The sequence below is a fragment of the Bradyrhizobium sacchari genome, from assembly GCF_002068095.1.
GTDB lineage: Bacteria > Pseudomonadota > Alphaproteobacteria > Rhizobiales > Xanthobacteraceae > Bradyrhizobium > Bradyrhizobium sacchari.
In genome coordinates, this window is the sequence record NZ_LWIG01000026.1 from 105811 (window position 1) to 129552 (window position 23742).

28 protein-coding genes are annotated in these 23742 nt (G+C 64.7%); 8 read left to right on the forward strand and 20 right to left on the reverse strand.

The window, feature by feature from the left end:
- The first annotated feature begins 122 nt into the window (after positions 1-122).
- Complete coding sequence (locus A5906_RS24495) at positions 123-371, forward strand: hypothetical protein (RefSeq protein WP_080137841.1); 249 nt, start codon at positions 123-125, stop codon at positions 369-371.
- 54 nt (positions 372-425) lie between these two features.
- Here the strand turns inward: A5906_RS24495 and A5906_RS24500 are convergent, their stop codons facing one another.
- From A5906_RS24500 to A5906_RS24515, 5 genes are all read right to left on the reverse strand, one after another.
- Complete coding sequence (locus tag A5906_RS24500; RefSeq protein ID WP_080137842.1) at positions 426-1301, reverse strand: MBL fold metallo-hydrolase; 876 nt, start codon at positions 1299-1301, stop codon at positions 426-428.
- 72 nt (positions 1302-1373) lie between these two features.
- A complete protein-coding gene (locus A5906_RS46195; protein WP_347337613.1) occupies positions 1374-1742 on the reverse strand; it encodes a class I SAM-dependent methyltransferase in 369 nt (122 codons plus the stop codon).
- A complete protein-coding gene (locus A5906_RS46200) occupies positions 1739-2149 on the reverse strand; it encodes a class I SAM-dependent methyltransferase (protein WP_347337614.1) in 411 nt (136 codons plus the stop codon). The genes A5906_RS46195 and A5906_RS46200 overlap by 4 nt, the downstream gene beginning before the upstream one ends.
- A 137-nt stretch (positions 2150-2286) precedes the next feature.
- The gene (locus tag A5906_RS24510; RefSeq protein WP_080137843.1) at positions 2287-3909 is read right to left on the reverse strand and encodes an ABC-F family ATP-binding cassette domain-containing protein; all 1623 of its coding nucleotides are present in this window, start codon (positions 3907-3909) and stop codon (positions 2287-2289) included.
- A gap of 151 nt (positions 3910-4060) precedes the next feature.
- Positions 4061-5341, reverse strand: coding sequence for an amidohydrolase family protein (locus A5906_RS24515; RefSeq protein ID WP_080138251.1), 1281 nt, complete (start codon positions 5339-5341; stop codon positions 4061-4063).
- Positions 5342-5765: 424 nt separating this feature from the next.
- Here A5906_RS24515 and A5906_RS24520 point away from each other — a divergent pair, with 424 nt between their 5' ends.
- On the forward strand, positions 5766-6812 hold the full coding sequence (locus A5906_RS24520; protein WP_080137844.1) for an alpha/beta fold hydrolase: 1047 nt from the start codon (positions 5766-5768) through the stop codon (positions 6810-6812).
- Positions 6813-7157: 345 nt separating this feature from the next.
- Here the strand turns inward: A5906_RS24520 and A5906_RS24525 are convergent, their stop codons facing one another.
- The 6 genes from A5906_RS24525 to A5906_RS24545 all read right to left on the reverse strand — a co-directional run bounded on the left by A5906_RS24525 (position 7158) and on the right by A5906_RS24545 (position 11857).
- Complete coding sequence (locus A5906_RS24525) at positions 7158-7862, reverse strand: hypothetical protein (RefSeq protein ID WP_080137845.1); 705 nt, start codon at positions 7860-7862, stop codon at positions 7158-7160.
- A gap of 253 nt (positions 7863-8115) precedes the next feature.
- Complete coding sequence (locus A5906_RS41670) at positions 8116-8265, reverse strand: hypothetical protein (protein WP_007609497.1); 150 nt, start codon at positions 8263-8265, stop codon at positions 8116-8118.
- Positions 8266-8362: 97 nt separating this feature from the next.
- Positions 8363-9184 (reverse strand): tetratricopeptide repeat protein, encoded by an 822-nt coding sequence (locus A5906_RS24530; protein ID WP_080137846.1) that lies wholly within the window; start codon positions 9182-9184, stop codon positions 8363-8365.
- Positions 9185-9216: 32 nt separating this feature from the next.
- Complete coding sequence (locus tag A5906_RS24535; RefSeq protein WP_080137847.1) at positions 9217-9903, reverse strand: substrate-binding domain-containing protein; 687 nt, start codon at positions 9901-9903, stop codon at positions 9217-9219.
- A gap of 20 nt (positions 9904-9923) precedes the next feature.
- On the reverse strand, positions 9924-10625 hold the full coding sequence (locus tag A5906_RS24540) for a GrlR family regulatory protein (protein ID WP_080138252.1): 702 nt from the start codon (positions 10623-10625) through the stop codon (positions 9924-9926).
- Positions 10626-10822: 197 nt separating this feature from the next.
- The gene (locus A5906_RS24545) at positions 10823-11857 is read right to left on the reverse strand and encodes a glutamine synthetase beta-grasp domain-containing protein (protein ID WP_080137848.1); all 1035 of its coding nucleotides are present in this window, start codon (positions 11855-11857) and stop codon (positions 10823-10825) included.
- A 533-nt stretch (positions 11858-12390) separates the two neighbouring features.
- Here A5906_RS24545 and A5906_RS24550 point away from each other — a divergent pair.
- The gene (locus A5906_RS24550; protein ID WP_080137849.1) at positions 12391-12594 is read left to right on the forward strand and encodes a DUF2735 domain-containing protein; all 204 of its coding nucleotides are present in this window, start codon (positions 12391-12393) and stop codon (positions 12592-12594) included.
- 100 nt (positions 12595-12694) lie between these two features.
- Here the strand turns inward: A5906_RS24550 and A5906_RS24555 are convergent, their stop codons facing one another.
- The gene (locus A5906_RS24555; protein WP_080137850.1) at positions 12695-13021 is read right to left on the reverse strand and encodes an MliC family protein; all 327 of its coding nucleotides are present in this window, start codon (positions 13019-13021) and stop codon (positions 12695-12697) included.
- 71 nt (positions 13022-13092) lie between these two features.
- On the opposite strand from A5906_RS24555, the gene A5906_RS24560 reads away from it, so the two are divergent.
- Both A5906_RS24560 and A5906_RS24565 read left to right on the forward strand, forming a co-directional pair.
- Complete coding sequence (locus A5906_RS24560; protein WP_080137851.1) at positions 13093-13851, forward strand: tyrosine-protein phosphatase; 759 nt, start codon at positions 13093-13095, stop codon at positions 13849-13851.
- A gap of 22 nt (positions 13852-13873) precedes the next feature.
- Positions 13874-14554, forward strand: coding sequence for an SDR family oxidoreductase (locus tag A5906_RS24565; protein ID WP_080137852.1), 681 nt, complete (start codon positions 13874-13876; stop codon positions 14552-14554).
- Here A5906_RS24565 and A5906_RS24570 read toward each other — a convergent pair.
- Complete coding sequence (locus A5906_RS24570; RefSeq protein ID WP_080137853.1) at positions 14551-14898, reverse strand: GrlR family regulatory protein; 348 nt, start codon at positions 14896-14898, stop codon at positions 14551-14553. The genes A5906_RS24565 and A5906_RS24570 overlap by 4 nt on opposite strands.
- A gap of 125 nt (positions 14899-15023) precedes the next feature.
- Between A5906_RS24570 and A5906_RS24575 the strand changes: the two genes are divergently transcribed.
- Positions 15024-15710, forward strand: a complete 687-nt coding sequence (locus A5906_RS24575; RefSeq protein ID WP_080137854.1) for a DUF2161 domain-containing phosphodiesterase — start codon at positions 15024-15026, stop codon at positions 15708-15710.
- A gap of 103 nt (positions 15711-15813) precedes the next feature.
- A complete protein-coding gene (locus A5906_RS24580) occupies positions 15814-16119 on the forward strand; it encodes a hypothetical protein (protein WP_063683963.1) in 306 nt (101 codons plus the stop codon).
- 77 nt (positions 16120-16196) lie between these two features.
- On the opposite strand, the gene A5906_RS24585 is transcribed toward A5906_RS24580, so the two are convergent.
- Together A5906_RS24585 and A5906_RS24590 are read right to left on the reverse strand one after the other, a co-directional pair.
- Entirely contained in the window at positions 16197-16802 is a 606-nt protein-coding gene (locus A5906_RS24585) for a GNAT family N-acetyltransferase (RefSeq protein WP_080137855.1), read from the reverse strand.
- Between the two features lie 153 nt (positions 16803-16955).
- Positions 16956-17354, reverse strand: a complete 399-nt coding sequence (locus A5906_RS24590; RefSeq protein ID WP_080137856.1) for a PaaI family thioesterase — start codon at positions 17352-17354, stop codon at positions 16956-16958.
- Positions 17355-17473: 119 nt separating this feature from the next.
- Here A5906_RS24590 and A5906_RS24595 point away from each other — a divergent pair, with 119 nt between their 5' ends.
- Positions 17474-18262 (forward strand): cobalamin-binding protein, encoded by a 789-nt coding sequence (locus A5906_RS24595; RefSeq protein WP_080138253.1) that lies wholly within the window; start codon positions 17474-17476, stop codon positions 18260-18262.
- Positions 18263-18379: 117 nt separating this feature from the next.
- Here the strand turns inward: A5906_RS24595 and kynU are convergent, their stop codons facing one another.
- From kynU to A5906_RS24620, 5 genes are all read right to left on the reverse strand, one after another.
- Positions 18380-19582, reverse strand: a complete 1203-nt coding sequence (kynU, locus tag A5906_RS24600) for a kynureninase (protein ID WP_080137857.1) — start codon at positions 19580-19582, stop codon at positions 18380-18382.
- A gap of 20 nt (positions 19583-19602) precedes the next feature.
- Positions 19603-20442: a tryptophan 2,3-dioxygenase gene (gene kynA, locus A5906_RS24605; RefSeq protein WP_080137858.1), complete on the reverse strand. Its 840-nt coding sequence runs from the start codon at positions 20440-20442 to the stop codon at positions 19603-19605.
- A gap of 33 nt (positions 20443-20475) precedes the next feature.
- Entirely contained in the window at positions 20476-21285 is an 810-nt protein-coding gene (locus A5906_RS24610; protein ID WP_080137859.1) for an alpha/beta hydrolase, read from the reverse strand.
- A gap of 242 nt (positions 21286-21527) precedes the next feature.
- Complete coding sequence (locus A5906_RS24615; protein WP_080137860.1) at positions 21528-22805, reverse strand: ArgE/DapE family deacylase; 1278 nt, start codon at positions 22803-22805, stop codon at positions 21528-21530.
- A 54-nt stretch (positions 22806-22859) separates the two neighbouring features.
- Positions 22860-23585 (reverse strand): pyridoxamine 5'-phosphate oxidase family protein, encoded by a 726-nt coding sequence (locus tag A5906_RS24620; protein ID WP_080137861.1) that lies wholly within the window; start codon positions 23583-23585, stop codon positions 22860-22862.
- Between the last annotated feature and the right edge of the window lie 157 nt (positions 23586-23742).

Sequence of the window (23742 nt, forward strand, 5' to 3'; positions counted from 1 at the left end):
GTGCGAATCCGAGCACGCCGGAAAATATCCGCATGCCGGGCCCGTCCCGCGCCGATCCTGCTTGATTGCGCCACGATTCCCGGCTCCAATCCGCGTTGCCATTTCTGGTTTAGGAGACACCCATGATGAAGCGGATCTTCCTGGCTGCGATCGTTGCCACCTTTGCCGCGGGCTCGGCCTTCGCGGAGGACACCTGCGAGAGCAAGGCGGTCGGCAAGGACGGCAAGCCGCTGGCCGGCGCCGCCAAGAGCTCGTTCCTGAAGAAGTGCAAGGCCGACGCCTGCGCGCCCAAGGCCGTCAGCGCCGACGGCAAGCCGCTCGCCGGCGCTGCCAAGAACAGCTTTATGAAGAAGTGCGAAGTCGGCGCGTAACGCGCCGCGATGCCTCCGCTCCCTCGCCCCGCAAGCGGGGCGAGGTGAAGCGCCTCACTCCCGCCTGAACCGATAGTCGAACGCCTCGCCCAGCGGCTTGATCGACCCCACCGTCGGCGCCGGAAAATGAATCGGCAGGATCAGCGTGTCGGTGTCCGCAACTGACGCAAAGAACTTCCGCCGCGAGACCGCCGATTGTCTTGCATCCCAGTCCGGCCGCGCCGACCAGTCCGGCTCGCGGCACTGGATCTGATGATGCATGAGGTCGCCCGCGACCACCGCGCGCTGGCCCTTCGAAAAGATGTTCACGCAGCAATGGCAGGGCGAATGCCCCGGCGTCGGAATCAGCGTGACGGTATCGTCCAGCGCGTAGTGGTCATCCACCAGCAGGGCCTGCCCGGCCTCGACGATCGGCAGGCAATTGTCGCGGAAGACGGTGCCGGGCGGGTTGTTGCCTTTGGCGTGCTCGGCCTCCCAAGCCGCGTACTCGCCCTTGTGGAAGACGTATTTGGCATTCGGAAACGTCGGCACCCAGCGGCCGTCGCGCAAGCTCGTGTTCCAGCCGGTGTGGTCGATGTGCAGATGGGTGCAGAACACATAGTCGATCTGCTCGAAGCCGATGCCGAGCGCGAACAATTCGTTGCGCCAACGCTCCTTGCCGGGAAAATCGAACGGCGGCGGATGGCCCTTGTCCTCGCCCGTGCAGGTGTCGACCAGGATGGTGTAGCGCGGCGTGCGTACGACGAAGGTCTGGTAGGTGATGACCATCATGCCGCGCGCGGCATCAAACACCTCCGGCTCCATCGTTGGCAGATGGCGGGCGAACACGCCCTCGTCATAGGCCGGGAAAAAATCCTGCGGCCGCCGCCACGGTCCTTCCCGCTCGATCACCGCATCGATGGTGATGTCGCCGATGCACAGTTGCTTCATCGCCGTTTCACTCCCTTTTTTGAGGGAGCGTAGCGGGCGCGATCGGCGCGTTCAAGGCGCCTCGAACATCGGTCAGGCCTGCTTCAGCAGATGCCGGGCAAATTCTGGCAGCGTGCGGAAGGCCATGTGCAGATTGTCGTTGAAGGAAGCGGTCTGATAACCGTGATGCTGCCAGGCGAGAGCAAGCGCCGTGCGGCTGAAGATCGAGACATGACCGTTGCGCGGGCCGACATACCACCAATTGACGCCGTGCATCTCAAAATCGGATGGCTGCAACAGTGTGGAGAACAGCACAAGCCCATCCTCCTTCGTGCTCGAGGCGATGGCGCCGATGCCGGCCATCGGATCGGGCATGTGCTCCAGCGTCTCGAAGCAGGTGACGATATCGAATCTTTGCTGCGGCGGCCGCGCGAAATCGGCCACGAAGGGATCGAAGGTCACGCTTCCAGGAAGCCGCCGGCGCGCAACGTTGCGCTCAGCAGGCCGTCGCCGCCGCCATAGTCGAGCAAGCGCAACTCCGCCTTCCTCGCTCCGAAAAAATGCTGCACCAGCTTTGCGCTATTGGTCGGCCGAACCTCCCTGTAGTCGGGATCGACCTCGATATAGCCGTCGTTATAGATGTCCGCCTTGAAGTTCGCCTCGCTCCAATCGTCGAATGCATCGGTGAACAGGAATCCGCAGGCCTGGCAGCGGTGGTAATAGACCGGCCGCCCCAGCAGCGGCAGCCGCCCGCGGCGCGCTTCATTGCAATGCTTGGCGAAATCGACCACGCCGAACAGTGCGGCCTCCGCACTGCAGATCTTGCACGGCAGAGGCGCCGCAAAAACCTCTTTCAGTTTGGCGATCATGCCCCGTTCCGCAGACTTTCGCGCGGAGCGGACCATCGCCCGCGAGAGTTGCGCGGGGCTTGCGTGGTTCCGACCGGCTCACAACATGGGCGGACCGGCCATATGCACCACCGTCAACCGGTCGGGAGCGAAGCCGACTACGACCGCAACCCCGGCGCTTCCTGCCCGGTGCGCGCGACGTATTCCGTGTAGCCGCCGCCATATTGGTGGATGCCCTCCGGCGTCAGCTCCAGCACGCGGTTCGACAGCGTCGCCAGGAAGTGGCGGTCATGCGAGACGAACAGCATGGTGCCCTCGAAATCCGACAGCGCGGTGATCAGCATCTCCTTGGTGGCGAGGTCGAGATGGTTGGTCGGCTCGTCCAGCACCAGGAAGTTCGGCGGATCGAACAGCATCTTGGCCATCACCAGGCGCGCCTTCTCGCCGCCCGAGAGCACGCGGCAGCGCTTCTCGACGTCGTCGCCGGAGAAGCCGAAGCAGCCGGCGAGCGCGCGCAACGAGCCCTGCCCGGCGGTCGGAAACTGGTCCTCCAGTGACTGGAACACGGTGCGCTCGCCGTCGAGCAGGTCCATCGCGTGCTGGGCGAAATAGCCCATCTTGACGCTGCCTCCGAGCGCCACCGTGCCCTCGTCCGGCTCGCTCGCACCGGCAACCAGCTTGAGCAGCGTCGACTTGCCGGCGCCGTTGACGCCCATCACGCACCAGCGTTCGCGCCGGCGGATCATGAAATCGAGCCCGTCGTAGATGCGCTTGGCGCCATAGCCCTTGTGGACGTTCTTCAAGGCGACGACGTCCTCGCCCGAACGCGGCGCCGGCGGGAAGTCGAACGCGACGCTCTGGCGGCGGCGCGGTGGCTCGACCCGCTCGATCTTGTCGAGCTTCTTCACCCGGCTCTGCACCTGCGCAGCATGAGAAGCGCGCGCCTTGAAGCGCTCGATGAACTTGATCTCCTTGGCGAGCATGGCCTGCTGGCGCTCGAACTGCGCCTGCTGCTGCTTCTCGTTCTGCGCGCGCTGCTGCTCGTAGAATTCGTAATCGCCGGTGTAGGTCGTGAGCGAGCCGCTGTCGATCTCGATCACCTTTGAGATCACGCGATTGATGAACTCGCGGTCGTGCGAGGTCATCAAGAGCGTACCTTCGTAATCGTGCAGGAATTTTTCCAGCCAGATCAGGCTTTCGAGGTCGAGATGGTTGCTCGGCTCGTCGAGCAGCATCACATCGGGGCGCATCAGGAGAATGCGCGCCAGCGCCACGCGCATCTTCCAGCCGCCGGAGAGCTTGCCGACGTCGCCGTCCATCATCTCCTGGCTGAAGCCGAGGCCGGACAGGGCTTCGCGCGCCCGGCCGTCGAGCGCATAGCCATCCAGTTCCTCGAACCGGTGCTGCACCTCGCCGTAGCGGGCGATGATCTCCTCCATCTGGTCGGCCTTGTCAGGGTCGGCCATATCGGCCTCGAGCGCGCGCAGCTCGGCCGCGACCTCGCTGACGGGACCGGCGCCATTCATCACCTCGGCCACGGCACTGCGGCCGCTCATTTCGCCGACGTCCTGGTTGAAATAGCCGATGGTGATGCCGCGATCGGTCGAGACCTGCCCCTCGTCCGGCAGCTCCTCGCCGGCGATCATGCGGAACAAAGTGGTCTTGCCGGCGCCGTTCGGCCCGACGAGGCCGATCTTCTCGCCCTTGTTGAGAGCCGCGGAGGCTTCGATGAACAGGATCTGGTGGCCGGCTTGCTTGCTGACGTTGTCGAGGCGGATCATGGGGTCATTTTGAGGGGATTTTTGCGTTGCAGCGTCATAGGGCATGCGGGCGTCCAGGGGAAGCCCGGCGGGGTACAGAATCGTCCGGCCGGCAATCCCGCCCGCGCTCGCTTCTGCACTCTCAACGACCGCTGAAACTTTGGCCCGCTCGCTACCTCACTGCGAACGGCGACTGATAAGGCCGGCCGAAGGGCACACCGTTGATGACGGTCTGGATCGGCTTGAGCTGGGCCTTCCCATCCCTCTTGTTGTTGCGCGTGTCGACGAAGCTGACCGGCCCCTCCACCAGTTCCATGATGGCGACGTCGGCGGGTGCACCGACCTGCAGCGTGCCGATTTTCGGCGCGCGATTGATGATCTTCGCCGGCGCCGTCGTGGCCATGGCGACCACCTGCTCCAGCGTGAAGCCGAGCGTCATGAACTTGCTCATCACGTTGGGCAGGAAGGGCATGCCCGGCGAATTGCCGGAGAAGACGTGGATATCGGAGGAAATGGTGTCCGGAGTGCATCCACCGGGAATCGCGACTTCCGCCACCGTGAAGTCGAAGCTGCCGCCGCCATGACCGACGTCGAACAGCACCCCACGCTGCTTGGCTGCCAGGGCCGCAGGCAGCAACCTGCCCTCCTGAACGATATTGGTGAAGACGTTGGACATGTTCGGGGCGCCTGAATAGGCATGCGTCAGCACGTCACCGGGCCGGAGCAAGTCGAGAATCTGCGACATCAGCTCCTTGGACTCGACGCCGCCGATATGCACCATCATCTTCGCCGGCCAGCCGCACATCTCGCAAGCCTGGATCCCACGCTTGAGCGGCTCGAGCCCGTGCTTGAAGATCACGTTCTCCGACATCCGCACCTTGACCCCGAGGAGAAAGTCCGGGTTCTCGGCAAGCGCCATCGCGCAGGCCTCGGTCTGCGCGATGTCGATGTTGTAGAGCTCGGCGACGGGGAACGCCGACAGGCCGTTGTTGGCGATGTGGAGGAAGGCGTACATCCGCGCCCGGGTCTGGGCCACGATGAAGCGGCGCAACGCCGCCAGATTGTTGACGCCGGCGTCACCCGCCGACACGACGGTCGTCGTGCCCTGGAATTGCACCAGCTCGTCGGCGGGAATACCGATCGCCGAGCCGTAGGGATAGACGTGACTATGCAGATCGATGAGGCCGGGCATCACGAGCTTGCCCGACGCGTCGATGCTCTTCAGGGCGCGCTCGGCGGGTATCGTCTCCTGGACGGTTTCGATCGCGCCCCAGCGGATGCCGATATCGCGCTTCGCGCGCAGCGACTGGCTGGGGTCGAGGATCTCTCCCCCGCGGATCACCAGATCGTACTTGTCGTTCGGTCCCATCGCGGCTCGACCCGGCGCGGCGAGGCCGACGGCTGCGGCTGATGTCGAAAGTGCAAGGAAATCGCGGCGTGACAACGCGGACATGATGACCCCCCCTGTGTTTTTTCTCGCACGACGGCCGGCTTTGACGAGCAGACCCGCCGCCGGCGTGATGCATCCGTTCAAAAAATGAGTGCAATCGGAACTGGGGCCGCCTCGCCCCGAACAATCCAATCCTATGACCGCTCGCCAGCGTTGAGGAGCCACAAAATATTCCGGACGTGCATGAACCTTCCGAGACGAGTGTCGACTAAGCGCGCGCCGGGCCGATCGGCCCACATACGTCGATGGACCATCTTCCCGCCAGCGCAAATGGTCTCGACCACCGACGGGCCGGAAGCCGCCGTGATCTTCGTCGTCTGCGGAACGATTTGACTTGATCGGGCGTATTTTGACGATGACAAGCTCACTTCAACCGCTCAGTTCTGAAATAGCGCAGCCGCTGGACGGACCGGCTACTCCGAGTGGGATGGGGTCGACCGCCAGCGCAACGGGACAAACGCAAGCCTCCCCGCTGGTTTCGCGCATCTTCAGTACGCCTCGTCATAACACGCATTACATCGAGTGCGGCCCGGCCGACGGCCCGTTGATGATCTTCCTTCACGGCTGGCCGAGCATCAGCTTGATGTGGCGCGCCCAGATGGAGGCCTTCGCAGCGGACGGATGGCACTGCGTCGCTCCTGATCTGCGCGGCTTCGGCGGCTCTTCCGCGCCTGCGGCCAACGATGCCTACGCGATCGAGGAAGTTGTGGCGGATATGACGGAGCTCCATGACCACCTTGGCGGCAAGCCTGCGATCTGGGTGAGCCACGACTGGGGCGTCGTCGTGGCCGCTGAGCTGGCTGCGCATGAGCCCGACCGCAGCCGTGGCGTCGTGCTGACCTCGCTGGCGTATCAGCCCGGCGGGCACGCCCTGCGCACGGTCGTCCCTCTCGTCGACCGAACGATTTATCCGGCTGACCAATATCCGGATGGCCAATGGGACTACTACCGCTACTACACGACGCACTTCGATGCCGCGGTTGCCGACCTGGACGCAGACAAAGCGGCGTCGCTGGCATCGATCTTTCGACCAGGCGACCCGGCAGGCATCGGCAAGGTTTCGCCGAACGCGATGGTCACGCGCAACGGGGGGCGATTTGGCGCCGCGCACCGCGCCCCGCCGACTCAACCCGATCCGGCCCTTTGGCCGCCGGAAGACTTCGGCGTGCTGGTGCAGTCGTTCAACGCTCACGGATTCCGTCCGTCATGTGCGTGGTATATGAACGACGACGCCAACGTGGCTTACGCTCGCAAGGCACGGGGCGGCGGACGCCTGGCGCAGCCGGTGCTGTTTATCAATGGCGACTTTGATCAGATCTGCAGCATCAACGGGAATCGCCAAGGTGATCCGATGAGAGCGGCCTGCCCAGACCTCACCATCACGAGCTTCCCCGCCGGGCATTGGCTTCCGCTCGAGCGCAAGGCAGAACTTATCCTGGCCATTCGCTCCTGGCTGCGAAGCAGGAAGTTGTGATGGCGCGAGTGGTAAAGATCGCACTTTTGAGCACCTTCCCCGCCAGCGCGGAGGTCTCGACTGCCGACGGGCCGCAAGCCGCCGTGATCTTCGTCTCCGGATCATGAGCGACAGGCGACACAAGCGCGACCTTGCGTCTGGGCTACGGCCGAGAGCCGACGTCACCCCTGCGGGGAAATTGACGGCGCAGCCCGACGTCTGCAATGAGTCGGTCAGAAGGCGACCATCGGAGGGCAGCGCAGGCCTGTCCGTTTAGGGCCGGCCAATTGCTGCCATCGGCTCGGGCGAGGCGCGAGGCCCGCTTCAGCGCGCGAAGCGGACACCCTACGCCGATGAGTGCGCGCCCTACGCCCGCCGCATCAGCTTGAGCGAGGCTGCAAGCCGCAAGCTCCGCTTGCCGGCGAGCGCGATGCCTTCGAGCTCGCCGCTGTCTTCCGTGCAGGTCCCGGAGAAGCCGATCCCGACCTCATAGCCGCCGAACACGGGGTTCTCGCCCTTCGCCGGCGTGTGCTCCTGATTCAGCATCTCGCCCTTCCAGCGGCCGTCCGCCGAGGAATAGGAGCCGAGATAGTAGAAGAACGCATCGCCCCCGAGGATGCGGCCGTCGATCAAGAGCATCACGCCGGACAGCCCGGCATCGACGCCATCGAGCGCGCGCAGGCCCATTCCGTAGAGCCCGTTGGCGATGCCGCCCGGCCCGATCGCGCCGCGCGGCGGCAGCGCCCCGTCGTCGAGCCGCGTCATGTTGGCCCAGAAATGGGCGCCCGGCATCGTGTTCGCACCGCCCTGAAGACGGATCTCGTTGCCATGCAGCCGGCCGCGCGCCGCGATCTTGGCGACGTCGGCGCCCATCAGCGGCTTGTAGTTGGGGTCGAGGTTATGCCGTTCGGTGATGACCTCGGCGATGATCTCGCCGTCGCGCTCGACATAAGTGCCGAGATGCGCAAAACCCGAATTGCCGCCCAGCATCTTGCCGTCATGCAGGCACATGATGCTGCAGCCGACCGCGTCGTTGACGCCGTATTCAACCTTGTAGAGTCCGTCCAGCAACGCAATTCGCCCGCAAAATCAAAAAGAATCGCCGGCTACCTAGCACTGCCGCCGCATCGATTCCAGCCGGCTTTTCCGCGCAGGGCTCGTCCGGGACCTGCTCTGCCATGCTGCCATTATGCCCCTGTTTTGCCCGACGGGTCAAATCGATTTCGCAAAATCAGCAAAACGGGATTTCGCTGTGATTTCAGTGCCCCGGCTACTGTGCATGGGGTTGTTTTCGGTCTTTTGTTGTGGAGGCCCCGCCTGCACGTCAGTGGCGCTTGAAATACTGCACCTCGCGCTCGTGCTTCTCGGCCGCCGCACGGCTTTTGAACGTGCCGAGGTTGCGGCGCTTGCCGGTCTTCGGATTCACCTTGCGTGAATAGAGGCGATATTCGCCGGATGCCAGCTTGCGGATCATGATCGGCCCTCTCGCTTGTCGCGAGTTCAACGACCGGTGCCGGCGCTGGTTCCTGCCGGGAGCCGACCCCGCCGGCGCAGCGCGGTCTCGTCGCGCTTCAGAAGCACAACGTGGTGACGAGCTTGCCCTGCTTGTCCTTGATCGCATAGGGACAGCGCAGCCGCTCGAGGGCGGCCTTGGCATCCTCGTCGCCGAGCGCTGCGGCGCGCTCGTAATAGGCCTTCGCCGCATCCTTGTCCTTGGGCCCGCCGCGGCCCTCCTGCGCGAACGCGCCCATCCGCTCCAGCGCGCCGGGATGATTCTGCGCCGCCGCCTTCTCGAACAGCGCGCGTGCCGCGACGTCGTCCTTGGCGCCGCCGGTGCCTTCGGACAGCATCAGGCCGAGCTGGTACTGCGCCTCGGCATTGGTCTCGGCGGCCTTGCCGAGCAGCGCACGGGCCTGCGCTGGATCGGCCGGCGCCGCGCCGCCTGCGCCACCAAGCGCAGCAAGATTGCTGACGCCGCGGGGATTGCCCGCCTGCGCCGCCTTCTCGAACAACTTTCGCGCCTGCGCTTCGTCCCTGGCGACACCTGAGCCGTTGCCATAGGCGACGCCGAGCTCGACCATCGCCGCGCTCGATCCCTTGTCGGCAGCCTTGCGCCAGGCGGCGATCGCCTCCGCCGTCTGCCGGTTGGCCGCATAGGCGCGCCCGAGCGCGAACATCGCGCGGCGCGAGGAGTTTGCCGCCTGTTTGCAGAACTTGATCGCGGTCGCGACGTCGGAGGCGGCGATCTCGGCCACGCCCTTCACGTCAGCCGGCTTGTCGGGATCGCTGGGATCGGCCGCGACCCGGTCGCAGAGGACGAGGTCGGCCGATTGCGCATGCGCCGCGAGGGGGGCGGCAAGCGCGAAGATGATGGCGAGGAGATAGGTCCGCATGGGCGCCACGTTGCGTCTCTGCTCCGGCAAATTCAAGGCTCGAGTCCGGATTGGCGGAGGACGGGAGCGACCTCCGGTGAGGCCAGGTAGCGCAGCAGCCGATCGGCCGCGACGGCATCGTTCGCGTTCGCCATGCGGCCGGCGGAAAAGACGGCCGGGGTCTGCAAATCATGCGGCACCGGGCCGACGACCTCGATGCCTCCGACCTGCTTCAGCTCGCTGATCTGCTGCACGGCGACGTCGGCCTCACCGCTGACGAGCCGCTCCGCCGTAAAGCCCTGCTCGACGATGGTGGCCCTGGCATTGATCTTCTCCGCGATCCCCATGCGCACGATCAGCTGAGCGAAGTACACGCCGCTTGCGCCGAGCCGCGAATAGGCGACGGACCGCGCCGCGAGCAGCGCCTGGCGCAGCGCGGCCTCGCTGGCGATGTCAGGGTGCGCCTGCCCTGCCCGCACGGCGATGCCGACATAGGAGCGCGCCAGATCGGCCGCGCCTTCCGCAATCACGCGGCCCTCGCCGATCATCTCGTCGAGCCCCTCCCGTGTGAGGATGACGAGATCGGCGGCCTCGCCGTCGCGCAGGCGCTTGAGCAGGGCAAGCGTCGGCGCGAAGTCGGCGTCGACGTGAATGCCGCTGGCAGTCTCGAAGGCCGAGGACAGGCTGCGCATCGCGCCCATCAGGCCGAGCGTCGAGAGCATGCGGAGGGTATTTGCCATGTGGTTTCCCGGGGGCGCGTTCAGGCGCGGTGCATCAGCTTGAGCGCGGCGGTGAGGCGCAAGGATCGCTTGCCGGCAAGCGCTGTTGCCTCCAGCAGCGCCGCCTCGGCGTCGTAGCTGCCGGAGAATCCGATGCCGACCTCGTGGCCGCCGAAGATCGGATCGTCCTTGGCCGGCGTGTGTTCCTGGTTGACGATCTGCCCCTTCCAGCGCCCTTTCGCGGCGGTGTAGCTGCCGAGATAGTAGAACGCCGCATCGCCGCCGAGGATGCGGCCCTGGTTGAGCAGCATCACGCCGGTGAGGCCGCCTTCGATGCCATCGAGCATGCGCAGATGCACCGAGTAGAGGCCGTCGGCGATGCCGCCCTCGCCGACGCCGCCCGCGATCGGCACCTCGTCCTCCGTGATCGGCGTCATCACCGACTGAAAGGGCACGCCCGGCAATTCCTTCAGCTCGCCCTTGAAGCGATAGAGATCGCCGTCGGCCCAGCCCTTCGCCAGCAGGGTCGCATCGTCTGTGCCGGCCATGGCACGGTAGTTCGGATCGGGATTGTGACGCACGGTCTTGATCACGACGTCGACGCCCTCGTCGGTCTTCTCATAAGTGCCGATGTGGGCAAAGGCCGAATTGCCGCCGAGCATCTTGCCGTTGCCGGCATGCATCACGCTCCGGCCGACGGCGTCGCCGAGCTGAAACCGCACCTTGTAGAAGCCTTCAAACACCAGCCGTGTCCCCGGCCACGCGCGCATCCAGCGGCACTCTATCCCGCTTTCGACGGCGATGGACAAGTTTCCCGCGGCTCCGCTCCGCCGACCACAACAACAGCGTCGTCAGAATGCAAAAATCCGCCGGAGCCCTGCAGCTCCGGCGGATTGAATGCCAACCCGGGCCAGCCCCCTAGCCCGGGCCGGGAGGGATCTTAGGCCGCAGCCTTCTTGTCGGTCGGCACCGACGAGATCGTCTTCAGGATCTGCGAAGCGATCTGGTAGGGGTCGCCTTGCGAGTTCGGACGGCGGTCTTCCAAATAGCCCTTGTAGCCGTTGTTGACGAAGGAGTGCGGAACGCGGATCGAAGCGCCGCGATCGGCAACGCCGTAGCTGAACTTGTTCCACGGCGCGGTCTCGTGCTTGCCGGTCAGACGCTTGTCGTTGTCCGGGCCGTAGACGGCGATGTGGTCCATCAGGTTCTTGTCGAAGGCCGCCATCAGCGCCTCGAAATACTCCTTGCCGCCGACCGTACGCATGTACTCGGTGGAGAAGTTGGCGTGCATACCCGAGCCGTTCCAGTCGGTGTCGCCGAGCGGCTTGCAGTGGAACTCGATGTCGATGCCGTACTTCTCGGTGAGGCGCAGCATCAGGTAGCGGGCCATCCACATCTGGTCGGCAGCGGTCTTGGAGCCCTTGCCGAAGATCTGGAATTCCCACTGGCCCTTCGCGACTTCCGCGTTGATGCCTTCATGGTTGATGCCGGCCGCGAGGCAGAGGTCGAGATGCTCTTCGACGATCTTGCGGGCGACGTCGCCGACGTTCGAATAGCCGACGCCGGTGTAGTACGGACCCTGCGGCGCCGGATAGCCGGACTCGGGGAAGCCGAGCGGGCGGCCGTTCTTGTAGAAGAAGTACTCCTGCTCGAAGCCGAACCAGGCGCCGGCGTCGTCGAGGATGGTGGCGCGCTTGTTGGAGGCGTGCGGGGTCTTGCCGTCGGGCATCATGACTTCGCACATCACGAGCACGCCGTTGGTGCGCGCCCCGTCCGGGAACACGGCGACCGGCTTCAGCACGCAATCGGAGCTGTGGCCTTCGGCCTGCTGGGTGGAGGAGCCATCGAAGCCCCAGAGCGGAAGCTGCTCGAGCGTCGGGAACGACGCGAATTCCTTGATCTGAGTTTTGCCGCGCAAGTTCGGAGTCGGCGTATATCCGTCGAGCCAGATGTACTCGAGCTTATACTTGGTCATTGAGCCTCTCTGTAGATGATGCGAAAGGTGGGGTTGAGAGCCCCGCACGTTTGTACCCGGCCATCATCGGCCGGCCCTTTACAAGCATTTTGCGTGCCAAAACGCCGCAGAGCAGGAGGTTTTTCACCGTGGGCCGCCCCACCCCGCCGGCCGGTGATCGATCACAGCGGCATGCGTCATAGCGGCGCACCTTCGCGTGAAGCTGCACTGCAAAATGCCGCGGAAAACGCCTGATTCTGGAGCAGCAACCTTCTTGCTTCAGGCTGCCGATGAAACGCGCATCAACGTCCAGCAATTTTCGTAAAGTCTGCCACCCCTGCCTAGCAACCTTTGGAATGGCCTAGGCGTTAGTCACATGCACGGTGCCTTGGGGGGTGCAAATGGCCGCGTGCCTACAAAATAGGCCGCAACTGATCTCCTTTTCAGCACTTTCCAATTCGGGAGCCGCGGCCGATATGGGGATTCCAGTAACCACAATCGAACGAGTCGGGCGCACCATGGAGGCCAAGGCGCTTCGACCAAGGAGAATCGCAATGATGAACAATGGTCTGAGTCACGGATCTGCGAAGATCTACCAATTCCCTGTCGGGGGCCGCGCGGCTCTCGCCGGGCGCCGCTATGGCGATACCCGCTTTCCCGCCGATCACGCTTCGCTTCCCGCGAACGTCTCGATCTGCAGCGACAGCTGGTACCACCAGGACGCGGTCGACGAAGCCAAGCCCAAATGGGAACGCTAATGCCAGTTGCTGGTTTGGTACCGCCGCGCTCTCGCAAGCGGCCGGCGGCAGTTTGAAAAAGGGTCGAAACAATGGAGTTTCGGCCCTTTTTGATTCCAGACTAGATCGGCGGCTTTTCGACCACCGTGCAGGCCGTGACCGGTCGTTTCAGGTGCTTGACCGTGGTCGCTCCGCTCTTGCCGATCCTCAACGTCACTCCCGCCCCCGAATAGCGCGCGCCGGACAGAGTCAGCCGCTTGGCGAGCGTGACGGGTTCGCCGTCGATCTGGAGGAAGGCGCGCTTGTCGTAGTCATAAAATCCCGCGATGAACTGCGTACCATCGGCGCAGCGGTAGGTCTTGAATGTCTGCGCATCTGCCTGCCGCGTATCAAACATTCCGACCGTCAGCATGGTGATCGCCAAAACAATGGCCTTGTGCCGGCCCATGATCGCCCCCTGTAATAGACCTCAAGGACGCCCGCCGTGCGTCCGTTGGAACCATAACCCAAGCTGATCCCATGCAAGACTCTTCCCTCAAGGAATCCCCCGCTCGCCACCTCGCCCTGCAAGGTGCCAGCAATTTTCGCGATCTCGGCGGCTATCGGACCGCCGACGGCCGGACCACGCGCTGGCGGCACATCTTCCGCTCCAATCATCTCGGGCAGCTCACCGCAGCCGATGTCGAGATCGTGCGCGCGCTCGGCGTCAGAAGCGCGTTCGATTTCCGCGGGGTGGAGGAGCGTGCGGCCGGTGTCTGCGTGGTCAACGAGATCGCGGTGTACTCGCTGCCGATCGAGCCGACCGTCGTCGCCGCGCTGCGCGCCGAGCTTGCGAAGGGGACGCTGACCGCACCCGTTGCGCTCGAGCTGATGCGCGAGTCCTATCGCAACTATGTTCGCCATAACACGCATAGTTTTCGCATGCTGTTCAGCCATCTGCTCGAAGACCGCGCGCCGCTCGTGATCCACTGCACCGCGGGCAAGGATCGCACCGGCTTTGCCAGCGCGCTGATCCTGCATGCGCTGGGGGTGCCCAGCGACGTCATTGCCCAGGACTACCTTTTGACCAACCACCACTACAAGCGCGACCCATCGAACGCCGCCGATCTTCCCGCCGACGTTCTCGACGCGGTCGGCTCCGTCGAGGCCTCGTACCTGGCGGCGGCCTTCGAGGCCGTCGGACGCGACTATGGCGATCTCGAAACCTACTTGCGTGATGGGCTCAAGCTCGGCACAGCAGAGCGGAGCGCACTGAAGGCGCGCTATCTGCAAGCGTAGCGGCCACGACGGGAGAACGACGATGCAAGGCAAGGTTCTGGTCGTCACCGGCGCTCTCGGCGCGCTTGGCAAAGTGGTCGCCGAAGTCGCACAGTCACGCGGCGCGCTCATCGCCGGCATCGATTTTGCGCCCTCGCTAGTATCAGCGACGCCCGAGCGCATCGAGATTGGCGGCGTCGATCTGTCCGACGCGGCGCAGGCGAAGACGGCGATCGATTCGGCGGCGAAGCATTTCGGGCGGCTCGACGCGCTGATCAACATCGCCGGCGGCTTCGCCTTCGAGACGATCGGCGACGGCGACATCACGACATGGCAGCGCATGTACGCGCTGAATGTGCTCACCGCGCTCAACGCCTCGCGCGCGGCGTTGCCGCATCTTGCCGCGTCCAAGGCCGGCCGCGTCGTCAATATCGGCGCCATGGGCGCGCTCCAGGCGGGCAATGGCATGGGGCCCTATGCCGCATCAAAGGCCGGCGTGCATCGCCTCACCGAGGCGCTCGCCAGCGAGTGGAAGAGCAAGGTCACCGTGAACGCGGTGCTGCCCTCGATCATCGACACCAAGGCCAACCGCGCCGACATGCCGAAGGCGGATTTTTCCAAGTGGGTGACGCCGCAGGAACTCGCAGAGGTGATCCTGTTCCTCGCCAGCGACGCCGCCAGCGGCATCACCGGCGCGCTGATCCCGGTCGGCGGGCGGGTTTAATCCGGCACCAGCAACCGCAGATCGCCCTTGAAGCGGATGCTCTGCTTGCCCGCGAGCGCGATGCCTTCGCCATAGGCGGTCGCGTCCGTATAGGTGCCGCTGAAACCGATGGTCACGACCTTGCGACCCCACACCGGGCGCTCGTCGAACGAGGGCGAGTGCTCCTCGTTGGTCAGCTCGCCCTTCCACTTGCCGTCGGCCGAGGTGTAGCTGCCATGCGCGAAGAAGAATGAATCGCCGCCCCGCATGGTGCCGTCGCGCAGCACCATGACGCCCTGGTTACCACCTTGCACGCCATCCAGCATCTGGATGCGGATGTGATAGAGCCCGTTCCTGATTGTCATCGCCGTCAAGCGCCCGACTGTCCCATCCGCAGGATAGCCACACCGTCAGTTCCGATCAAATGGCGGGAGTCCCGAGTCCGATCCGGCTAGACTCCCGGCAAGTGATTCTCCAATTGGACGTCCCCTTGGAAACCGCCCTCTACCTGCCCGTCAAACGCTTCCTCGAAGAACTCGGCTTCACGGTCAAGGGCGAGATCGGCGGCTGCGATCTCGTCGGTCTCAGCGCCGGCGATCCGCCCGTCGTGGTGATCGGCGAGCTCAAGCTCGCCTTCAATCTCGAGCTGATCCTGCAGGCGGTCGACCGCGCACCGGCCGGCGACGAGGTCTGGATCGCCGCAAGAATGTCCGCGCGCGGCAAGGGACGCGAGAGCGATGCACGCTACCGCAATCTCTGCCGCCGGCTCGGCTTCGGCATGCTGGGGGTGACCGACCGCGGCCAGGTCGAGGTGCTGGTGAAGCCGCCGACGGCGGCTCCGCGCCGCGAGCCGAAGATTCGGTCGCGACTCGTTGCCGAGCATCAGCGTCGCCAAGGCGATCCGGTGCTCGGCGGCAGCACGCGCGCCCCGATCATGACGGCCTACCGGCAGCAGGCGCTAACGTGTGCGTCGGAACTCGCGTCCGGCCCGCGGCCCGTACGCGAGCTGCGGGTGCGCTGTCCCGATGCCGGCAAGATCTTGCTTAACAACGTGTATGGCTGGTTCGAGCGCGCCGAGCGGGGAATCTACGGGCTTACCGAGGCTGGACACGCCGCGCTGAAGCGCTGGCCCCAGCAACAGGTCGAGGCCGACGCAGGTGCTCCGTCACCACCCTGACGCCGGATCGATGCAAGCGGTGAATAGCTGAGATGCCACACCAAATTCATATTGCAATGCAACATAGGCGGCACTAGGTATCCCGGATCGAAACGAGGCCCCCATGAGCGCAGACTGGAATACCAAATATGGAACGCGGCGCGTGCGTCACGATCCGCCGACCCTGGACGAGGCGATCTTCGCCGCCGTCGGAATCACCGACGACCAGGAGCAGCAGGCCGAAATCGCCGCAGCTCTGATGGGAATGCCGCTCGATGTCGTCCAGGCCGAAGTGAAGAAGCAGGCCCGCACCAACAGCCGCATCACCGCCACGCGCGTGATCGCTGGCGAACAGGGCGCGCAGCGCTCGGTGGTGGTCGAACGCCGCGTCGTTCGCCGCTTCAGCACCGCTACGCGCACCGGCACCTGAGCGTTTGTTTCTCGATCCGAAATACAAAAGCGGACCGGTTTTGCCGGTCCGCTTTTTGATTCCAGTCCGCTTCTGAATCAGGCGGCGCGATTGCCGTACATGCTGGAGATGATCTTCCAGCAGGTCGAGTTGAAGCTGAGCAGAGCGCGGCCCGCCGTGAACGGCGCAGCCGCAAGATCGGCGAGCTCGGCCTCGGGCGTCTTGGCAAGATCAATCGTTCCGGTCGATTCGCCGTGGCGGAAAGCCAGATGCGCGCCGAATTTCCGGGCGAGCGCCCGCATCGGATGATTCTCGGCACCGGTGGTGATGCGCAGCTGCTTGTAACCCTTCCAGCGCGCCTCCGCGATCAGGCGGCGGAACAGCACAGTGCCGACGCCCTGGCGGCGGGCGGAGGCTTCCACGCTGAAAGCGACCTCGGGCAGTGAACATTCTTCCGGCGGATGCAGCTCGGCCGCACCGCGAACCACGCCGTCGACGATATAGGCGACGATGACAGTGCCATCCTCGGCGCAGCGGGCGGCGTAACGCTCGATGAAGCTGTCGTCGAGAAAGCCGTTGAAACGGTCGTGCCGGCTTTCGGCATCGAGTCTGAGCAGGTGATCGCGCAAAAGCGGCAATTCTTCCTGCTGGATCAGGGTCCGCACATAGCCCGGAGCAGTGCGGACGGTCTCTTGAAGTACCACGTCAAAACTCCTCTTGGTGTCCCTCGAGGAGGCGTTCGAATCCCTAGGCCCCCTATATTGTGCATCGCAACACGTTTTTCAAGGCGGGAACCTGCCCAACTTAGCGGCATCGGGAGCGACTATTTCGTTAACAAAATCAAGGCCCCCGTAGTCTTACAGGACGAGTTGCGTCTGGGTCACGACGGCCACCAGCTTGCCGTCCTCGGTCTCCAGCCGGGTGGTCCAGACCTGGGTGCGCCGGCCCCGGTGGACCGGGGTTGCGGTGGCGATCACGGTGGCCCCCTCCTTGGCACCACCGATGAAGTTGGTCTTGCTCTCCAGGGTCGTCGTGCCCTTAGCGTCGTCAGGCAGGTTGATCACGGTCGCCGCGGCGCCGACGGAATCGGCCAGCGCCATCACCGCGCCGCCATGGATGGTGTGGTGCAGGGTGCAGAGATCAGGCCGGACCATCATCCGCGCCACCACGCGATCCTTCCCTGCCTCGACGAACTCGACGCCCTTGAGCTCGGCGAACGGCATCTTCATTGCTTTAAGCTTTTCGAGCGGCGTCATCGGATCTCCTCCCAATTCATTGTTGTCTCAGCGTGAATTGCTTCGCGCCGCAAAGCAATGAAGTCCGAGGTAATGGCCACCGTGACTTCAGCCGCGACATGAGCGCATATGGTCGCGCCATGCGCCACTACCCGCCCCGCCGCATCGTTTGCATGACCGAAGAGACGGTGGAGACACTCTACCTGCTCGGCGAGCAGGACCGCATCGTCGGCGTTTCCGGCTACGCCGTCCGTCCGCCCCAGGTGCGCCGTGAGAAGCCGCGGGTATCGGCGTTCGTCTCCGCGGACATCCCGAAGATTCTGGCGCTGGAGCCGGATCTGGTGCTCGCCTTCTCCGATCTCCAGGCCAGCATCACGGCTGACCTCGTGCGGGCCGGCGTCGATGTCCACGTTTTCAACCAGCGCGACGTCGCCGGGATTCTGGCGATGATCCGCACGCTCGGCGCACTCGTCGATGCGGGCAGGCGCGCGGACGACCTGGCCCAGGGCTTTGAACGCCGCCTCGCCGCAATCGCCGCAGCGCCCCGCCCCTCGCCGCGGCCAAGGGTCTATTTCGAGGAATGGGACGACCCGCTGATCTCGGGTATCGGCTGGGTCTCCGAACTGATCGAGATCGCCGGCGGCGAGGACGTGTTTCCGGAATTGCGACATCGGCAGGCGGCGAAGGACCGCATCGTTTCGACGGAAGCGGTGCGCCAGGCCGCACCCGACATCATTCTCGCCTCATGGTGCGGCAAGAAGGTCGTCCCTGCCCGCATCCGCGCGCGCGAGGGCTGGAGCGACATCCCCGCCGTCCGCAACGATCGCATCGTCGAGATCAAATCGCCGATCATTCTGCAGCCGGGCCCGGCGGCACTGACGGACGGGCTCGATGCGATCGTGGTGGCGCTGTGGGGTGAGCGCTCCTGATCCATCCGCCGTCATTGCGAGCGAAGCGAAGCAATCCAGAGTGCCTCCGCGGAAGGATCCTGGATTGCTTCGTCGCAAGAGCTCCTCGCAATGACGGCTCGGCGGCCACCTCCTTGTTCACGTCACAGCGTTGACGACCTGATATTCCGGTCGGCGCCACACCTCGCCTGAAACCACCTCCTCGATGATCTCCGCCGCCCGTACGATCTCGCTCTCGCCGATATAGAGCGGCGTGAGGCCGAACCGCATGATATCGGGCGCGCGGAAATCGCCGATGACGCCGCGGGCGATCAAGGCCTGCATGACGGCGTAACCACCGTCGAAGGCGAAGGAGACCTGCGAGCCGCGCTGCGCATGCGCGCGCGGGGTGACCAGCTTCAGCGAAGGACACCGGCGCTCGACCTGCGCGATCAGGAGATCGCCGAGCGCCAGCGAGCGTGCGCGGACCTCCGCGATATCGACACGATCCCAGATGTCCAGCGAGGCCTCCAGAGCCGCCATCGCCAGCACCGGCGGGGTGCCGACGCGCATGCGCTCGACGCCGCCCGCGGCGGCATAGGCAAGCTCGAACGCAAACGGTTTGGCATGACCCATCCAGCCCGATAGCGCGGCGCGCGCGGTGTCGGCGTGGCGCGGCGAGACGTAGAGGAAGGCCGGCGCGCCGGGACCGGCGTTGATGTATTTATAGGTGCATCCCGCGGCAAAGTCGGCGCGGCAGCCGGCAAGATCGACCGGCAGCGCGCCGGCCGAATGGGCGAGATCCCAGACCGTGACGATGCCGAGCGAATGCGCTTTTGCGGTCAGTCTCGCCATATCGTGGCGGCGGCCGGTGCGATAGTCGACCTCGGTGATGTAGAGAACCGCGATCTCATCGGACAACGACGCCTCGATTTCCTCCGGCCTCACCAGGCGCAATTGATGGCCGCGCCCGAGCGTCGCGATGAGGCCCTCGGCCATATACAAGTCCGTCGGAAAATTGCCGGTGTCCGATAGGACGACCTTGCGCGAGGTATTCATGTCGAGCGCGGCGGCCAGCGCCTGATAGACCTTCAGCGACAGCGTGTCGCCGACCATCACCGAGCCGGCTTCCGCGCCGATCAGCCGGGCGATGCGGTCGCCGACATGGCGCGGCTGGGCATACCAGCCTGCACTGTTCCAGGCGCGGATCAGCTCGTTGCCCCACTCAGTCGTGATGACGCGATTGACGCGCTCGGCAACGCCCAGCGGCAGCGCGCCGAGCGAGTTGCCGTCGAGATAGATCACGCCGTCCGGCAGATGGAACAGGGCCTTGGTGTCGTCGTAGACGCGATATCTGGTCATAGACATTTCTTGGGGCATTTCTACAGAATGGTGCGGACGCGCCAGAGCTCGGGAAACAGCTCGACCTCCAGCATGCGCTTGAGATAGCTGACGCCGCCGGTTCCGCCCGTGCCCCGCTTGAAGCCGATGACGCGCTCGACCGTGGTCACGTGGTTGAACCGCCAGCGCCGGAAATAGTCCTCGAAATCGACCAGCTTCTCGGCAAGTTCATAGAGCATCCAGTGCGTCTCCGGCGCCTCGTAGACGATGCGCCAAGCTTGCAGAACGCCCTCGTTGAAACTGTGGGTCTCGCGGACGTCTCGCGCCAACACGGCCGCCGGCATCTTGAGCCCGTTGCGGTCGGCGAGGCGCAACACCTCATCATAGAGGCTGGGCGTCGCAAGCTCCGCCTCCAGCAGCTTCGTCGTCTCGACATCATGCGCGTGCGGCTTCAGCATGGCGTGGTTGCGATTGCCCAGCAAAAATTCGATGAGCCGGTACTGGCGCGACTGGAAGCCCGAGGACTGGCCGAGCTGCGAGCGGAAGCGCGTGTATTCGCTCGGCGTCATGGTGCGCAGCACGTCCCAGGCGTTGTTGAGCTGCTCGAAGATGCGCGACATCCGGGCCAGCATCTTCATGGCGGGGGCAACCTCGTCCTTGGCGATGGCGCGGCGCGCCGCGCTGAGCTCGTGGATGGCGAGCCGCATCCAGAGCTCCGTGGTCTGGTGCTGGATGATGAACAGCATCTCGTCATGCGCTTCCGACAGTGGGTGCTGCGCGCCGAGGATCGAATCCAGCGCCAGATAGTCGCCATAGGACATGCGCCGGGCGAAATCGGTCTCGGCACCTTCGCTTGCGGGATCGTAATCGCTGGACGTCATGGCTGGCCCTCCCGATCGATCATTCCGGCCCCGTCAATCGAGGCCGATCAGGCGCGCGGTGATCTGCGACGACGGATCCTTCAGCCCGTCGATGACGGTGAAATGGTTCAGCGCAGGCTCGATCACGAGGTGCGTCGGCACGTCGAAACCGGTCCAGACATTGGCCAGCAGGTCGGACTGGCGGATGAATTCGGGCCGCTCGCCACCACCGACCCAGGCAGTCACCGGCGAATGGCCACGCGGCAATTGCAGCGCGGCGCTTTCGAGGCTCGCCTCCTCCATGGTCATGCGCAGCGTGTCGTTCATCTTCGTCTTGAGCAGCGGACGCAGATCATGCAGGCCGCTGATCGAGAGCGTGCCGGCGATGCGGTTGAACACGGCAGGTTCGAGCCGGCTGTCGTCGCACAGCATGCGGGTGACGAGATGGCCGCCGGCCGAATGCCCTGCGAGCCGGATCGGACCTGGTACGAGCGAGGCCGCTTTCGCGATCGCGGTGGTGATTTCACCTGTCATGTCGGAGATGCGCGCGGCTGGCGCCAGCGTGTAACTCGGCAGCGCCACGGCCCAGCCATGATGCCGCGCGCCTTCTGCCAGATCCGTCCAGGTCGACTTGTCGAAGCGCATCCAGTAGCCGCCATGGACGAACACGACGAGGCCCTTGCTGTCGCCGTCAGGCAGGACCAGGTCGAGGCGCTGCCGCTCACCGGAGCCATAGGTGATATCGGCGCGAAAATCCTTCAGCCCGGCGCGGTAGGCGGCCGCCCGCTCCGTCCACAGAGCCGGCATCTTCTCCGAGCCCGGGATATGGGCCGAATTGGCGTAAGCATCATCCCAATCGCGCATCGTTGCTCCCGAGGACTCAAGGCTTGGCGGACGCGGCGCCAGTCTGCCACCAGCGCGGCCGGCATCCTAGTCTTTATTTTAAACTTAAAGGATTTAGACCCGCCCGTGTTTCGGCCAGCGCTCGCCCACCCTCCAGGCTATCAGCCGTCATTGCGAGCGCAGCGAAGCAATCCAGTCGGTCTTCCGCATTGGCAGCCTGGATTGCTTCGTCGCAAGGCTCCTCGCAATGACGGCGGAACGGCCTACCCCTTCTCGACCCCGCACCATTCCGCGATGAACAGCGCCATCGCCTTGGTGGTTTTCTTCAGCGAGTCCAGGTCGACATACTCGTTGAAGCCGTGCATCTCGCCGCCGCTGGCGCCGAAGCAGAGGCTCGGGATGCCGTGGTTCAGGCCGTAGAAGCGGGTGTCGGTGAGCGCGGTGAAGACGAGGTCTTCAACCGCGCCGCCATAGACCTTGTTGAAGGCCTTGCCGAACGCAGCCTCGGGCTCCGCCGCGCCGGTCAGCTCATAGCCTTCCGACAAGAAGCCCGACCATTCGATCTCCGGCGGATTGTTGGCGAGGAAGCGGTGGTTGCGCGAGGCGGCGGCGATGCAAGCCGCGATCTCCTTCTGGTGATCGGCCACCGACCAGCCCGGCAGAATCGCGATGCGGCAATCGACGTCGCACCAGGCCGGAACGCTTGAGGCCCAGTCGCCGCCCTTGATGATGCCGGGGTTGAAGTTGATGGGATGATTCAGCGTCTTGAAATGACGATCGGCCTTGGCCCGCTCGTTCCATTCGATCTCGAGCTTCTGCAGAGCATGGACGAGGTGATAGGCCGCCATGATCGCATTGGCGCCCGATCCGGCAAAGGCGACATGGGTCGGATGCCCCTTCACGCGCAGCCGAAACCAGATCACGCCGACCTGCGAGCGCACCATCTTGCCGGCGGTCGGCTCCGGAATGAAGCAGGCATCCGCACGATAGCCGCGCTGCAGCGTCGAGAGCGCGCCGACGCCGGTGCTCTCCTCCTCGATGACGGACTGGAAGTGGATCCGCGCGGTCGGCTTGAAGCCGGCGGCCTTGATCGCATCCAGCGCATAGAGCGCGCCGATGGTGCCGGACTTCATGTCGCAGGCGCCGCGGCCGAACATCTTGCCGTCCTTGATGACAGGCGAGAACGGCGGCGTGTCCCACAATTCCAGCGGCCCCGCCGGCACCACGTCGCAGTGCCCCTGGAGGATCAGCGATTTGCCGCCATTGGTTTGCGGACGGTAGGTGCCGACCACCGAGCGCGCCTTGGAGAAATCGTGCTCGATCGGCCCGAAGCCGCGCAGGTCCTTGAGATCGTCGACATTGATGTGCCAGTCGTCGACCTCGTAGCCGCGTTCGCGCAGGAGGTCACCGATCATGTCCTGGCACGGTCCCTCGGCCCCCCGGGTCGAGGGGATAGCGACGAAATCGCGTGTAGTCGCAAGCTGAGCTTCGAAGCCGGCGTCGACGGCGTCAAGAATCCTCTGCTGCGTTTCGGCATTCATCAGGCAACTCCAATCGGGCATTCAGATCATCGAAGGAGCGCAAGCTAGCCGATTTCAGCCGTTCGGGTACTCCACAAAATATGCATCCCGCAATGCATCTTCGAGCAGTCGGCCTTCCGAATAGCCACTGAGCGTCGCGGGGCGGCTCACCCCGTCGAGCAGGCGCGGGCAAGGCTCCGGCGCGCCGATGACGGTGCGCACGGGAATGCGCTCGGCATAGATCGGCAACGCATAATCCTCGTCGTCATCGGCCACGCCCTTGGCGCGGACCTTTGCCGAGGCCTCCTCGATCTCCATGGCGATGAAGGACGTCGCCTTGATCTCCTGCGTAGTGCTCGCCCGCAGGCTCGCAGTGCGATCCGGGAAGAAGCGGTCGACCATGGCGATCACCGCGCGCTCCTTTTCGTCCCCATCGGTGACGAGGTAGGCGGTGCCGAATGCCATCACGGCGCGGTAGTCGGCGGAATGGTTGAAGCCGCAGCGCGCCAGCACGAGGCTGTCGAGATGGGCAACCGTCAGGCAGACACGCTCGCCTTTGGTCTGGTTGCGCAGCATGCGGCTCGCGCTCGAGCCGTGCCAGTAGAGCCGCGTCCCCTCGCGCCAGAAGAAGGTCGGCGTGCAATAGGGCTGACCGTCGATCACATAGGAGACGTGACAGAGCATCGAGGAATCCAGGATGCGATGCACGGTGTCGTGATCGTAGAAGCCGCGGTCGTGGCGGCGCTTGACCTGGTTGCGCGCTGAGGTCGGGTAGGAATTCGAGGTCTCGGTCTGGCTCACGGCCGCTCCTGTCCGGCTTGGAACAATTCCAGAGCAGTTGTAGCGGTGGATTTGGTCTGCGATAGTGCCAATTCCATGCGAAAAATTCCGACCAATTCTTCCGCTCCGGCCAAGGCTGAGCTGCCGCTCGACCTCGGCGGCCCGCACATCACGGCGG

Bases quoted from the DNA above. Each gene is read 5' to 3' on its own strand.
- A5906_RS24495 (WP_080137841.1), top strand. From the start codon at position 123: ATGATGAAGCGGATCTTCCTGGCTGCGATCGTTGCCACCTTTGCCGCG.
- A5906_RS24500 (WP_080137842.1), bottom strand. From the start codon at position 1,301: ATGAAGCAACTGTGCATCGGCGACATCACCATCGATGCGGTGATCGAG.
- A5906_RS46200 (WP_347337614.1), bottom strand. From the start codon at position 2,149: ATGATCGCCAAACTGAAAGAGGTTTTTGCGGCGCCTCTGCCGTGCAAG.
- A5906_RS24510 (WP_080137843.1), bottom strand. From the start codon at position 3,909: ATGATCCGCCTCGACAACGTCAGCAAGCAAGCCGGCCACCAGATCCTG.
- A5906_RS24515 (WP_080138251.1), bottom strand. From the start codon at position 5,341: ATGTCCGCGTTGTCACGCCGCGATTTCCTTGCACTTTCGACATCAGCC.
- A5906_RS24520 (WP_080137844.1), top strand. From the start codon at position 5,766: ATGGGGTCGACCGCCAGCGCAACGGGACAAACGCAAGCCTCCCCGCTG.
- A5906_RS41670 (WP_007609497.1), bottom strand. From the start codon at position 8,265: ATGATCCGCAAGCTGGCATCCGGCGAATATCGCCTCTATTCACGCAAG.
- A5906_RS24530 (WP_080137846.1), bottom strand. From the start codon at position 9,184: ATGCGGACCTATCTCCTCGCCATCATCTTCGCGCTTGCCGCCCCCCTC.
- A5906_RS24535 (WP_080137847.1), bottom strand. From the start codon at position 9,903: ATGGCAAATACCCTCCGCATGCTCTCGACGCTCGGCCTGATGGGCGCG.
- A5906_RS24545 (WP_080137848.1), bottom strand. From the start codon at position 11,857: ATGACCAAGTATAAGCTCGAGTACATCTGGCTCGACGGATATACGCCG.
- A5906_RS24550 (WP_080137849.1), top strand. From the start codon at position 12,391: ATGATGAACAATGGTCTGAGTCACGGATCTGCGAAGATCTACCAATTC.
- A5906_RS24555 (WP_080137850.1), bottom strand. From the start codon at position 13,021: ATGGGCCGGCACAAGGCCATTGTTTTGGCGATCACCATGCTGACGGTC.
- A5906_RS24560 (WP_080137851.1), top strand. From the start codon at position 13,093: ATGCAAGACTCTTCCCTCAAGGAATCCCCCGCTCGCCACCTCGCCCTG.
- A5906_RS24565 (WP_080137852.1), top strand. From the start codon at position 13,874: ATGCAAGGCAAGGTTCTGGTCGTCACCGGCGCTCTCGGCGCGCTTGGC.
- A5906_RS24570 (WP_080137853.1), bottom strand. From the start codon at position 14,898: ATGACAATCAGGAACGGGCTCTATCACATCCGCATCCAGATGCTGGAT.
- A5906_RS24580 (WP_063683963.1), top strand. From the start codon at position 15,814: ATGAGCGCAGACTGGAATACCAAATATGGAACGCGGCGCGTGCGTCAC.
- A5906_RS24590 (WP_080137856.1), bottom strand. From the start codon at position 17,354: ATGACGCCGCTCGAAAAGCTTAAAGCAATGAAGATGCCGTTCGCCGAG.
- A5906_RS24595 (WP_080138253.1), top strand. From the start codon at position 17,474: ATGCGCCACTACCCGCCCCGCCGCATCGTTTGCATGACCGAAGAGACG.
- kynU (WP_080137857.1), bottom strand. From the start codon at position 19,582: ATGACCAGATATCGCGTCTACGACGACACCAAGGCCCTGTTCCATCTG.
- kynA (WP_080137858.1), bottom strand. From the start codon at position 20,442: ATGACGTCCAGCGATTACGATCCCGCAAGCGAAGGTGCCGAGACCGAT.
- A5906_RS24610 (WP_080137859.1), bottom strand. From the start codon at position 21,285: ATGCGCGATTGGGATGATGCTTACGCCAATTCGGCCCATATCCCGGGC.
- A5906_RS24615 (WP_080137860.1), bottom strand. From the start codon at position 22,805: ATGAATGCCGAAACGCAGCAGAGGATTCTTGACGCCGTCGACGCCGGC.